Source organism: Legionella maioricensis, assembly GCF_023618015.1.
In the GTDB taxonomy this organism is placed as follows: domain Bacteria; phylum Pseudomonadota; class Gammaproteobacteria; order Legionellales; family Legionellaceae; genus Legionella; species Legionella maioricensis.
This window is the reverse complement of sequence record NZ_JAJKBJ010000023.1, coordinates 35,715-48,956: the sequence shown is the minus strand read 5'-3', so window position 1 is coordinate 48,956 and position 13,242 is coordinate 35,715. Positions and strand designations below refer to the sequence as shown.

Sequence of the window (13,242 nt, the reverse complement as noted above, 5' to 3'; positions counted from 1 at the left end):
GATCACCCCGCATACAGTGATAACAATGCATGCAACTTCCACTGAACCATCCAAGACCCACACGCTGGCCAAGCCTCAGATTTTTAACATGTTCTCCCATTGCCACGATAGTACCTACTACCTCATGACCTGGCACCACAGGATAATTACTAAACCCCCATTCATTATCGATCATTGCGATGTCTGAGTGGCAAATTCCGCATGACTCAACTTTGATATCGACCTGATCAGAACCCATTTCCCCTAGCTCATACTCGAAAGGAGAAAGCTGACCTCCTTTTTCCCGGACCGCATAAGCCTGAACTTTTGTCATGACAATCCTCCTTGATCTAAAATCTATTGGACTAAATTTAATTCACATTGTTCATTAAAAATAATACTGTCATAGCATCAAGTGTCTGTCAAACCAGCATGGAAGATAAAAAAAATTATCCCAATCTAACGCTATAATCTGAGGGATTCATTTTGCAGCAGATCTTCATCTTTGATCGCATTTTGGTAATTATCTTTAAAATCGGTATATTTTTTAATTGTTTCTTGGAAATTGAGTTGGTCGGGATGGAAGGCTGATGAAAAGTGGACCTCTATTTTCTTTGGCGATTGGCCAAAGTTCTCCATTTCGGGGACTGCTTTTGAAAGTACTCTCTTTTCATCATTGGTTAAAGGATTAGAAGTGGCAATTGATTTTACAATAGCATTTAATTGATTTTGGGAAATTTCGTTGCCAGCAGAAACTGAATGGCGGTTAAGAGCGCCGAATTTATCTCTTTTTACGTAGTGTAATTCTGTATTATTTTGAACATAGAAATATAGTTTTCCAGGGACTATATTTTCCGGTTCAGGCTTGTCTACCAAGTATTGTATTGAGGAATTGAAATGAATCAGATAATTGAACTTGGTATCAAATACAGTGGATAGGCTGGAAAGCTCATAGTCAGTTAGTTTGATTCCGTGATCCATTAAAAATTGAGCTTCGTCGACTAAACCTTTGCTAATCACAGATTTTAATACTTCTTTTTCACAAGATAATGTTCCTGATAGTTGAACATTTCGTTTTATTAATTCTTTGGATAAATCTCTGAATCCCATATCTAATGACCAGATTAATAGATATTCTTTCTCTTTTTTAGTCATATGGGCAATGCGTTCATCTAGAGAACCTGGTGCCGCCAGCTTTTGCAGTGAGTGGGTTAAATGATGTGATTTTAAATAGGGAGAGATTAGGGAATTCAATCCGAGTAAATGCTTATGGGCCTTAGATTTTCGATGTTCACTGGTGCGAATCAGTTCATTAAGTAACATCCGTATTGAATTAATCTCGTCTATTTGTAACATTTTTGTTTCACCAGCCACCGCATCGGTTCTTGCAATGGGTACGTGTCGTCCTGTGAAAAGAAAAGTCTGTCTTTGTTTTTGTAAGGCTCTTAGATTCAGAAGATATTCATCCATTGAAGAGCCTACTGCTTTAATTGTTTCACGCTGATGCTCTCTGCGATGGGACTCATCTGCCGTCATGGAAGCTGCTTCACGGGTATTTATTATGTCCAAGATCATGTCGAATTGATAAATATCAGCAACACATTCCCCGTGATATACAGAGGTTTGCTTTATATGATTTGCAGATATAAATTCGACCTGGCGTGCAATAGCAGCCTTATCTTCAAGAGAAAGCTGAGAGTCTGAAGCATCATCAATTAACATTTGGCTTATTTTATTGCTCATTTCATCAGTAAGATTTTCCAGGCTAACTGGTGTTACTACTCGATCCTCTAACTGAATAGCGCAAAGCACCCCTGATTGCATATAGAAATATAACGCTTCGGGTTCAAGTGCAAAATTCATGGGGTTTACATTCACTCCTTTAATCAGACGAATGTCTGCATGCAAATAATCATCAGTTAAAACAGAATATGTTTTGGAATGATGCAATGCTTTTTTGTATTGTTTATCTTGTTTTGCAACCTTTAATAATTCATCATCAGATGCTGTTTTTGGTAAGTCATCTGCAAAAAAAGGGATTTGGGACAAGTCGAAAGGCTCTCTTGTTGCTCTTTCTTCTATTGCCCCCAATCTTCTCTGATTTGCCTCCTGGGCTTTTTCATATAACTTTTGTGCATTAGAGTCTGATACTTTTAATTCTAAATCAACTGCATAAATTGACGATAAGTGTCTAGAGTCTGAAGTTGTTGCAGTTTGATAAGTCGAATCGCGAGAGGGATCATAAAAGTTAATTTGTTTGGGTATACTAAAAATATCCGTTTTAGAAGTAATATGAGGATTTACATGGGTGTACTTAAATCCAACACCTTCCAACATTTGTAATCTTTTCCCACCAATATATTGAGTTGGGATAGCGTATTCACCTGCCATACACTGATTTTCAATCATATTGAATGGTTTTTCTTCCTGGGTGAACATAAAGCTCATAATGTACCCAGATTCATTCTGTCTTATTCGATCTAGAACATCGTTAACATTGCCGCTATATCTAGTGGTAACATTGGAGTATAACTCTCCTTTTTGTACCAATTGATCCAATTGTTTCTGATTCATCGTACTTTCGTTTTCACGAATAATGTAGCCCTTATTTTCCATAAACTCTATTAGCGCATCGTGAGTTTCTTGAGCTGGTTTTGTTTCTTTATCGCATGATTCTATGAGGGCTCTAATATTTACTTCATCTAAATATTCATTAGGTTCCAAGCGTTCTATTTTCAATTGATTATTAACCCAAACACCATAATTTAATTGCTCATTTTTAATAAATATAAAAATGGAATTAGGTTTATCAGGCTGTGGTTCGCCAAACTCGAATTGATACCCTTTTAATCTTTCAGCAGTTTCTATTCGCGTGGCATAAGTTGCTTCAAAAAGGGGATTGAAGAACTCATCTTTAATTTGCTGACGTTGAGTGGTGGTGTATAGATCATTTCTTCTTAAATCTTCATCTATAAGATACAACAATTGAAATGCTTTATAGTTGGGAAAATCTCGAAAAATTTTATAAGGCGCTTGAACTGAAGTTTGCATGATATCCATTTCGTCAAGTTTTGCTCCTTTTTTAATCAATAAATCAAAAAATTCTTTATTTCTAACATGAGTTTCGGATTCAATTTTAAATTGCCTTAAAGCGCCAGATAGATCTGATTGATGGTCATAGGATAACTCGGTATTCTTTGATAAGGTTTCAGGAATTTTTTTAGGGTTATAAGCGGTCCAAAGTGGGCTTGGATTATCATTTAATTTGTTAATAGAAGCTCCATTGGTAATTAGTTTTTCCGCTATTCTTGTATAAAACGCTTGTTTATTTTTACTATCCGATTCATTGGATTTTTGGATTGCTTTAATTAAAGGTGGAACTTCTCTTAAGGGGTGTCGTTGACCGTGATATCCAAAATCCACATCAATTTCCACACCTAATTTTAACAATTGATTAATAGGCTCATCTGAATAATTTTCTTCATTTTTAAAAGCTGTTTCAATTGCGATATTGAGTAGGCAGGTTTGTTTTTTTGGGTCAATATCTAGAAATTTTCGACTTAAAATGGAGCCCATTTTTTCTGGGCCAAAAGTATTTTTATAATCTGTTAAAGCCTTTAAAAATGACTCAGGATTATTTTTTAATCGAAAAGAGAGATCTGCTAGTACTTTTTGATAAGTTATTTCATTTTGCAGGAAGATTGGTTCTTGATTTTCACTATATAAACTCCCTGTTAAGAGTTCTTCGCGCAACGTACTTGGGTTGCTCTCTTTAAAATGCTCATCATTTAGTAGTAGTTTCTCAATAATGGAGTTTAATTTTAAACTGAATTCCGCTTCGGTGGATAAACCCGAGTAGACGCATAATAATTTCCTTTGTTGATTAATAATTTCAGCTTGAATTTTAGTGTGGATAACAGTCATATTCTTCTGGCATAAATGTATTTTTAATAACTAAATTATAGATTAATTGTTCAAAATGAGTTAATTTTTTCATGTGAAATCAAAATATTTTTTAGAGATACAGTTGCTACGGTTGAAAGCAAGATCTGTAACCTGGCTCGGGTGACACAGTACTTTGAATTACCCCTGTGTTTTCCTCACAGGCTACTCTTGTATAATTTGCGCTAAAAAAGGGAGGATGATACTCCTCCCTTATGCCCTTTCTTAGAATCAATCAGATTGATTGTCGCGAAGAGAAGCGGTGTTTTTTAAGATTTATGCATTTGCTCGGAGAAAGCCAATGATTCTTCAGCGATTGTTTGTCTATTTTTACCGGTGCTGGTAGCAAATAATCCTACCCCTGAGAGGGCTGCTGCAACACCAAAAGTACTCGCATAGTGTGCATCAATGTCTGTAAAAGCCGGCTTTATTTCCAGAGACGGATCACCAAACCAGGTATTGTCCCAATGGAGTTGAATAGTATCTGCCAGGGCTGACGGTGGAATTAGCAGATCGCCCAGTTTCGCTTCAGGAAGCATCTCGTTCATACTTATCATAATTGGACTAAGCGCATGGGTACTTGAGCAAATCATTCTTTTGCTATAGTCTTCATTGAATAGCATTGTATCTGGTGCTCTTTTTACGCCTAAAGGACTAATATATCTAGAAGACCGTTCGAATAGGAGTAATTCTCCTTCCTTGTTCTTATAGACATAGAGAGACTTCACGTCTACGAGAACTTCAGTACCCTCTCCATTTTTCAGTCCCTTAACTTTATCCTGATAGCGAGTTTCTTCAATTTGGGCTAAATCATCAGCAGTCGCTTTGCGTTTTAAAACAAAGGCAGGATCCTGGGCATGTGAGATGCTGTCATAATTTTCCAGGTATTTTAGCAGCGTTTGTTTTAAGACTTGTGAGCCCGGTAGGGCTGCCATCAAACAATTGTCAGGTTTAGAGATCACGGCACTGTTACCCAGGTTACCCATCATTGCATTTTTCATTTTGGGAGCGCTTCCATTTTTCAATGGAAAATGATTTCCAAGTATCTTGATGCCATGAGGTAGTTCGATGTCAAATTGAGTTTTATTTGTTGGGAATTGTTCCTTAGCCCAATCGACCCGATTATGCTCTGGAATAATGGGACAGGGTTTACCAATGCAATTTAAAAAATCCGTGGGTGTTAAGTGGCATTTAGTCGATTTGCTCTTTTCCAAAAGCTCCTTAATCCGCTCCATATTAACTACTGGCGTAGTCATTGTTTCTTTTTTACCATTGACTTCAGTTAAGCAATAAAACATATTGTTTACAATAATCCCTTTATTTTTAAAAGGAGTTAGATCTTCTGGTAATTGAGTAAGTATCTGGATGTCTAATCCATTGGCTTGGGCGTGTGGAAGATAGAGATGATCAATATCTGAATAAACCCCGCCTTCCTTTAGTAAAATTAAAATTCTCAGCCAGTCTGCAACAGCCGAATAATTTTTGTTTCCTGCCATTTCCTGTCTGATGCGAGATAATATTTTTTTGCCTTCTTCAGGAAAAGTAGCATTTGTAAATTCTGTTAATTCATTAATGTCTCTTAACTTTACTTTGTCGTAAAAGTTAATATCCATTTTGGCAGCAGTCTTATGGAACTGTTTTGGGTTACTCAACCACAAATTGACTTTATAACCCATTTTTTCTGCTTGGGTCACTGCTGCACGAAGATTTAAGAGATATTTCTCAGGAAGATCGCCACCTACCCAAATAAACTGAAATTCTTTAGGTGCAGTTGGGGTAGCCTTTTGATTTGATTCTACTTTTGAAAACATCATTCTTCTCCTAAAAAACTATTTATAACAACAGTTCTGATATTGAGGAGATAAAGGAAAATAGACTGGTGCAACGGATAAAAACAGGTTGTATTATCACCGATTAAAGTCTTCAGGAAACAAACAATCAGTAAATTGATATGTTTGTTTTCACCTTTATCTCAGCGACAAACCCGTTCATTAATTAATACTAGATTATATAAACCAGTTCTCCATCTATCCTTATGGAGAGGATCAGTCGTTATACTTAAGTTAATCCTGGATTAAGTGTTAACACTTAGCCGACAAACTTAACTTAAAATAAATTGTACAAAAATAAAACAAATATGTCAATATATTATTTTAACCTCTGATATAGAGATAGATGAACGGTAAAATTTTTTAATAGATTGAAATTTTTGGAATAGGCAAGTGATAGGATACTGCCTCAAAATTTGAACGATAAAAATAGGGTGGCGGGTTTTTCTCCAGGAATTTTCCTCATAAATGGTTCAATGTTCTGGTATACCTCGTTGTATTTGACTTCTCTTTTTTGAGAAGGTTTTTTTTAAATTTTTTCACATGGAGATATATCGAATTGCTGGAAATATCAACGAGCATATAAATACCGGCGATACCACAGGGCGTCACTGATGTTGAAGGATAGTTAGGATGATTTCCAAGAGCAAAATAATAGGACCATGCTGAAGTCAGTGTACCTAACATCTCTAAATAGTATGTTACAGCGAACATAGTCAAATAAAATAAAGGTTTCTTTCTCTGTCTTACGATAAATAAAAAAAACAAATAGCAAAGAAAACCTGCAATATCTTTTAAGATAATTAATGACATGAAACAGGTAATAAAAGCAAATTGATGCAGGAATTTCTCAAGAACCACATGATAACTCCATATGAATCGTTGACGGGACATTTGGTACACGATGGCATAAGTAACCGCATGGCCTAAGGGTATGTATGGCGGGATATTATCAAGGTGATACTGATATAAGGTTAAGATTTTTGAGCCGATCACTTCAGCGCAAAAACTATCAACGATCACTATAAGCATAAGCCAATGTAACCTTTGTCCCGCAAGAAAAAAAATCCAGCAATAAAAAAGGAACATAATCGTATTATTTATATCTTGTGCCTGAAAAAAATGATCAGTAAACCAGGGACTATCCAGAAAAACAAAAATAGGTGCCCCGAGTAAAACTAAAATAATTTGTAATTCGACAAAGATATTTTTATTCAAAACTTGACGATCCTTTTGTTAATAATACAAATTTCAATTCGCTCAAATGGTGAATAAATATTATTATCTCAGGACTTGAGGTTAAAAATAAAGCGACAACTCAGTATATTTTTAAAAATTAAAGATGAAATGAAGTTATTGATTATGCTGATTCGATTGTCAATGGACGCTATCATTGGTAGATTAATTATTATTGAAATATTGGGATTAACAGCGATCATGGATATTAAAAACAGCGTTCTAAGTCTTATTAAAAATCCTAAATTATATCTTGCAGCAGCCGTAGGAACGATACCCGGAGCAATAACTGGTGGTGTTATTGGTGCTTTATCCGGTAGTTATATTGCCCCTTTATTTGGATTTTTTTCGGGATATAAAGACCATAAGTTTGGTATTGACGTGGATCTTTTCATCGGCGGTATCTGTGGTTTGATTATTGGTGCGATCCTGGGAGGAGTGCTTACCGGGAGTTTTGCAATCTTTAAAATTAATAAAAATAAAAAACAAATTCAGGCAGTCTCACAAGACAATATTTTTGAAATTTTACTTCCGGCCCTGGGGATTAGCATCGAGCTATCTATCGGAATGGCTATAGGTGCGGTTATTGGTAGCTTAAAGTTGCTGGGTATTGGAACCGCTCTTGGGGCACTCACAGGAACCCTTCTTATACTGATTACCGCACAAATAATAAAAAAATAAGCCCAGGCTGAGCTGCAGTGCCATTGACTTAAGCTGCTTCAGTCATCCCGAGGAGCTTTGCGATGAGGGAGCTCCTGAAAATAGGCCTGAGTCTCATTCTGGAGATCCTTCGCTTCGCTCTGGATGACGTTTAGCTTATCGCTTTTTATTGGCCTCCAAAACAAGTATTGAGGGTCACTGCGTTGCTTTCAGGAAGCCAGTGGCCGTAGACTTCTCCATGCCAACGGCGGGTTTCTTCAAGTTTTGCTTCAACAATTTGTTTCGTGATGCCTTTACGTTCAATCCAACCGGCACAACGTTTTTTAATCTGTCTACGAATTTGACCTCGCATAAACGTATAACGGCAAGGATTCAAGGCTTCATTTAGATTATCTGAGAGATAGGGTTTCAATAAATTATCTTTGTTGACGTGTCTGGCAAATTCCCATTGATTTCCTTTTAAAACCAAAAGCGGAGGAAGGGTGCGATCTCCAATTTTTACGCTATGTGCGAGATTCATATAAAATTTCCATCCGGAATAATTTGCTGATAAATCCGCATTGGAATAAACCCCATTAATCAAAGTACCCAAATAGGTCTGTTCAAGAATTTGACCATACATCACCATGGTTGCATGAGCTTGTTGCGGAGATTTGCCATGATTCAGGCAATACATATAAATGGTGTAGTAGGTATGGCCCTGCATGAAAAAATGCCCCAGCTTGTCGGTACCAAAATAATAGTCATACATGTTGATCGTCGGCGCAAGTCCAATTATAAATAAGGGAGACTGCGAAAAAACGAGCCAATAAACGGTTTTCCAAGGCCATCTTTCTTTATATTGCATGGGCTTGGCTTCATTGGGCGAACGCTTCCAGCGCATCCAGCGAGGGAAACCCGGCCCTGTTTTGGTATAAAATAGATCAGCAATATAAGCATCATTACGGCGCAATGCCAGTTTTGAAGCCGCAAGCCGGCTATGCTGAGCTCTGGAGAGAAGAGTTCGAATTTCTGAATTGGTTTGAGCTATAACGGTTTGGAGTACTTCGAACAATTTGCGACTAGTAGTCGGACCAATGTCCAGCAATTCGCCAGGTGGAAGGGTAAACTGATCCGTTTCTTCCGCTTGGGCTCCCTGTATTCCACAGATACTGAATAATATTATAAAAAAGAAAAGCCTGCTAAGGGCCACAGTGTTCATTCTACTTCCCTGAGATGATCAAGCTGACATTAAAATACAAATATTGCCTTACTGTCTAGCCTAAAATTGTAATATTGTTCTTTGAAAGGGAGTCGGGTTAATAATATCGGCTGAGAAATTGCGCGAGTATTTACTAAACTTTTTAATAAGCGTCATCTCGAACGAAGTGAGATCTCCTGACATGAGACCTCACGCAACAGCAATTCAATTTGGTATTAAGATTTGCCGAGTGCGACAACTCGCAGTCGATTGCCATCAGGATCCAACGCGAGAAAAGTATAACCAAAAGGTACAATAACCGGGGGTTGGGCAATGTTTACTCCTTTCCTTTGCCATTCTGCAAATAATTCATCAACCATCCTGTTATTATCAAGTGTGAATGCTAATTCACCACTACCATTTTTATCAGGGGCAGGTTCAACAGTATGTTTCACCTTTAAACCTAAACCCATCCCCTTTGATAAAGTGAATGAATTGAATGTAGGCGATGTTATTTCTGGTTTTATTCCTAGTAAATCCTGATAAAATTTGCTAGTTATTTCAAGATCATCAACATAAAGTACAACAGAACTTGGTTCGAGCATCATATTTTCCCCTTTAATGGTAGTTGTTATGATGAAATAGTGTATGGTGATGTACTGACAGTTTCTGTCAGTAGTGAGAGGAATTACTGGTCGGGAATATTGTCAATTAATCAATCAAATGAATCATCTATTTACGTATGAAATAGATTAAGGATTGAGGAGGAGCTTTAAACCGGCTCTCTTCATTCTAACTAACGCTAAGGCACTAAAACAAAGCACCGGAAAAGCGAGAAGCAATGGCTCTGGATTCCATTGGGCGGTTAAAATGCCTATAAAACCTGATAGACCAAACTGGCAAGCACCTAACAACGCTGTGGCAGTTCCTGCCTGCTGTTTAAAATCTTTTAAAGCAAGAGCCGTTGCTGTACCCATACTGAGGCCGATACCGAAAGTTAAGCAAAGCATGGGGAACATAAAACGGGCCACGCTGATTTGATAAAGATTTAAGGAAATCATCAAAATACAGGAGAAAATGATCCAAAATAATCCTCCCTGTACTATCTTTTCTAATGGATAAGAATACGTCAGACGTGCGGAAACAAGATTAGTGAGAAATACGGTCATTGCGTTTAATCCGAACCATAAACCGTAATGAGTGGCACTGAGGTGCAGTTGACTGATCAGGATACCAGGGGATAAAGCACAAAATAAATACAATCCGAGCAAGCTAACAGAGGCAATAAGGGCATATTGACGAAAATCAAAGTTCGTTAAAATCAACTTTGTAGTCTTAAATATATTTAAATTGGGTGATTCCTGCCTAGGGTAAACATAATCAGGAATATTGCGCCATGCAACAAAACTCATTAAAAGGCCTAGTAGGGTTAAAAAATAAAATCCACTACGCCAATTCTTGGTTTGATCGAGCAAGAGCCCACCGATAACGGGGGCAGTGCTTGCAACCATTGAGTTGATTCCACATAAAATGCTAAACAGACGTGCGCAAACAGGAGTTGAAAAATTGTCTCTTATTATAATAAAACACAGCAAATAAGTACCACAGGCTCCAACAGCCTGAATCATTCGGGCAACAATGAGAGTGGATATAGATTGGGATAATGCTGAAAGCATTGAGCCAATAAAAAAAAGAAATGCTGCATAAATTGTGATGCGTCGACGTCCATAATGATCTGCCAAGGGACCTACAAATAATTGCCCCAAGGCTACAGTAAGCATAAATACATAAAGACTGGCTTGCATTACGCTACCATCAGTTTTAAAAAAACGACTCATCACTGGAATTGCTGGAACAAAAACATCCATGGCAAAGGAAATACTGATAATTAATGGGAATAAGTACTGAAGACTTTGTCGTTCTGTCCAGCGAATTGGGTTCAATTAATGATGATCCTCTAGTAATTTAATGGCAAAATAAGAACAAGTAGACCTGAATTGTAACATATTAATGCAAAAGTAAAATCCCATCCATTTGAGTTCTTATTGATGCAACTGACAATAATTTACAAAAAGGCACAATAAAACGCGAGGTGCCCCTGCCTGATATCAAGCTTATCTCAATAAAGTGCATTGATTATACCAATATCAAGTTATTTATGAGTCATTAAAACGCAAAAATAAACCCTCCGAACGTGAACCAAGAGCGATGTTAATTGCGGGGCAAAATAAAACGGTTAGAAAAACTGCATCAAAAAGGGTTTTCGCAAAGTGGGGCTAGAGAAAAGGCCGACTAAGTCATTGGTAAATCTATAGTATCTATTCGCATGTACGTCGAGCACATGGCCCGACGCTTTTAGGGGAGGGGAAAATTCTTTATCGATTTTAAGTATTGTCCCTTTAAGGGTTGGGTGTGACTCCTGTGGGAGCTCCTGATTTTCCGCCAGGACAATAAGTAATTTTATAATTGGTCGAATTGACTCCACTGGGGTTATTGGTGCAGCTAAAGGTACTGCTTTTATCGTCAAAAGGGTAGACGTAAAATGGTGGGCATGCTGCTTTATACCAACCTAGCGTTGGAAGAGCATTGGCAATCCATACTGCATTGCTGGAATTATTTCCCGAGCTATTACATTGTGGAACAATTGTCGGGTTTGAGGGAATTACTATATTAGTTGGCGCCTGCTGCCAATTTTGGCAACCGCAGCATGTTGTTGAATTGGAGGAGTTGTAACAGGATTGGTTGTACCCCGTTCCGCTGCATTGATACATGTTAGTGAATGTTCCATTGGTCGCTGGATTGGTGCAAAAATAGGGCGCTTGTGAGTAGTTCGAATTGATACCACACACTTGATCGGCAGTCCAATAACCCTCAAAAATTCCGCAGGTTTTTTGTGCGGAGTTAAGTGCTATATTGGCTTGAGATAAACCACAAGCTTCACCTCCTGCCTCATTGCAATCTGTGTTCACATTGCAAATCCCGCCACCATTAGCAACCCAGATGAAGTTGTTGCTGGGAGGCACAAAGTCCCATGTGCACGCACCAATCGTTCCCCCGGTACCGACTTGGTCGACCCCAATACCTGGTGCACCACAGGTATACGGATTGAATGCATCCCGCGTAACCCCCTGAGGTTCGATTGACATTGGAATATTGATGCCATTAATGCCAGTGATGTCATAAAAATCAGACTCTTGCTGGAACGTCGGTTCAGCTTGTTGTGCGGGTTGGTTTAACCCTTTTCCTACTGGACAACCACCCTGACCACCACCGCAATCCCCAGTCGAGCAGCCAGAACTGGTGCAACTGGTTCTGCCGCCGATCACACCGCTCCACACCAGATGTTGGGTGGGTGAAAGAGGATAAACGTTTTCAACTAGTGTGACATTTGTGGTGCCGCCATTAGCAGACACTTTATAATTACCGCCAGAGGGCGTTGGATTTTTCCAGTTACAGATACCACCACCAGCATTTGCTGCTGGATCACAGGCAAAAGTTCCTGGGATCACATTAGGTTTATTGTCACAATCGGTATCTGTGGCACACCCATTAATTTGCCCGCCACCAACGAAAGCCAACCAAACATCATAGGGGCATTGATTCTCGAACAAGAAGGTACGGGTACCCGCTGTTGAACGGATGGAGAAATTGGTCGGTTGGTCAGCAATGAGGGTCTTTCCGGAATTGTAAGGAATAGAAAGATACTGATTTACTTCTCCTGCAGTACTGAGTGCTTGAATAGTGGTTGAAATATTACAAGTGCCACCGCCCGCTGTAACTATATTGCCACAATCATTAGCAAACGTTGGTGCAGCGATTAAGGGGGATGCGACAGTAAAGTTGATGGCCGCATTATTAAGGGTAATGTTAGTTGCCGTGGTATTTTTTACGGTCCAACTAAGGTATTGGGTTGTATTCACTACCATGTTATTTCCAGCGGGTTGGATCGTAAAAAAGAATCCAGTGGCGCTGTTACTGATATCAAAACTCAATACAGGGGCAGGTGCGATCGTTTGAAACGTGGGGCCATAATTAATAATAAGGTTTTGTTGCACATGAGCCACCGTATTACCAGCCTTAATCGTCACGGTAACATTACAACGCCCGTTAGGGGGGACGTAATGATTCATTCCCTTGTATACACAGTCATCTGTAATTTGCCAGGTGGTATAGGGCGACGCAGGAGTTAGCATAGTCCTGGATGGAGCTATATTGAGCATGACTGGTGCAATGGGCACATTATTTTTAATAATATAAGAGACTGTCTGTGTTGCGTTAGGCAACATATTCTGTACGGTTTCTTGACCAATAATAGACAACGGCGGAGTGCTTCCTGCATAAACCGATGGCGTGCAACATAGACTCAATATCGATAAGAAAGACAGTTGTTTTAGTAGCGTTTTTTTCATTTTATAG

9 protein-coding genes are annotated in these 13,242 nt (G+C 38.5%); 1 reads left to right on the top strand and 8 read right to left on the bottom strand.

Annotation, left to right across the window (positions count from 1 at the left end):
- The 4 genes from LOX96_RS14775 to LOX96_RS14760 form a co-directional block, all read right to left on the bottom strand.
- The coding region (locus tag LOX96_RS14775) for an alcohol dehydrogenase catalytic domain-containing protein (protein ID WP_250456376.1) at positions 1–313 on the bottom strand (313 nt) is incomplete at its 3' end.
- Between the two features lie 131 nt (positions 314–444).
- Positions 445–3,903: a hypothetical protein gene (locus LOX96_RS14770; RefSeq protein WP_250424765.1), complete on the bottom strand. Its 3,459-nt coding sequence runs from the start codon at positions 3,901–3,903 to the stop codon at positions 445–447.
- A gap of 287 nt (positions 3,904–4,190) precedes the next feature.
- Positions 4,191–5,735: a TcdA/TcdB catalytic glycosyltransferase domain-containing protein gene (locus tag LOX96_RS14765; protein WP_250424767.1), complete on the bottom strand. Its 1,545-nt coding sequence runs from the start codon at positions 5,733–5,735 to the stop codon at positions 4,191–4,193.
- Between the two features lie 477 nt (positions 5,736–6,212).
- Positions 6,213–6,968, bottom strand: coding sequence for a hypothetical protein (locus tag LOX96_RS14760; protein WP_250456375.1), 756 nt, complete (start codon positions 6,966–6,968; stop codon positions 6,213–6,215).
- Between the two features lie 129 nt (positions 6,969–7,097).
- On the opposite strand from LOX96_RS14760, the gene LOX96_RS14755 reads away from it, so the two are divergent.
- On the top strand, positions 7,098–7,667 hold the full coding sequence (locus tag LOX96_RS14755; RefSeq protein WP_250423659.1) for a hypothetical protein: 570 nt from the start codon (positions 7,098–7,100) through the stop codon (positions 7,665–7,667).
- Between the two features lie 145 nt (positions 7,668–7,812).
- On the opposite strand, the gene LOX96_RS14750 is transcribed toward LOX96_RS14755, so the two are convergent.
- From LOX96_RS14750 to LOX96_RS14735, 4 genes are all read right to left on the bottom strand, one after another.
- The gene (locus LOX96_RS14750) at positions 7,813–8,847 is read right to left on the bottom strand and encodes a hypothetical protein (protein WP_250423660.1); all 1,035 of its coding nucleotides are present in this window, start codon (positions 8,845–8,847) and stop codon (positions 7,813–7,815) included.
- Positions 8,848–9,062: 215 nt separating this feature from the next.
- Entirely contained in the window at positions 9,063–9,434 is a 372-nt protein-coding gene (locus tag LOX96_RS14745) for a VOC family protein (RefSeq protein WP_250423661.1), read from the bottom strand.
- A 144-nt stretch (positions 9,435–9,578) separates the two neighbouring features.
- Positions 9,579–10,769 carry a multidrug effflux MFS transporter gene (locus LOX96_RS14740; RefSeq protein WP_250423662.1) on the bottom strand — a complete coding sequence of 397 codons (1,191 nt, stop codon included), beginning with the start codon at positions 10,767–10,769 and terminating at the stop codon, positions 9,579–9,581.
- A 456-nt stretch (positions 10,770–11,225) separates the two neighbouring features.
- Entirely contained in the window at positions 11,226–13,235 is a 2,010-nt protein-coding gene (locus LOX96_RS14735) for a thaumatin family protein (protein WP_250423663.1), read from the bottom strand.
- Between the last annotated feature and the right edge of the window lie 7 nt (positions 13,236–13,242).

Excerpts from the sequence above, each read along its gene's own strand:
- LOX96_RS14750 (WP_250423660.1), bottom strand. The coding sequence starts at position 8,847 with ATGAACACTGTGGCCCTTAGCAGGCTTTTCTTTTTTATAATATTATTC.
- LOX96_RS14765 (WP_250424767.1), bottom strand. The coding sequence starts at position 5,735 with ATGATGTTTTCAAAAGTAGAATCAAATCAAAAGGCTACCCCAACTGCA.
- LOX96_RS14770 (WP_250424765.1), bottom strand. The coding sequence starts at position 3,903 with ATGACTGTTATCCACACTAAAATTCAAGCTGAAATTATTAATCAACAA.
- LOX96_RS14755 (WP_250423659.1), top strand. The coding sequence starts at position 7,098 with ATGAAGTTATTGATTATGCTGATTCGATTGTCAATGGACGCTATCATT.
- LOX96_RS14745 (WP_250423661.1), bottom strand. The coding sequence starts at position 9,434 with ATGATGCTCGAACCAAGTTCTGTTGTACTTTATGTTGATGATCTTGAA.
- LOX96_RS14735 (WP_250423663.1), bottom strand. The coding sequence starts at position 13,235 with ATGAAAAAAACGCTACTAAAACAACTGTCTTTCTTATCGATATTGAGT.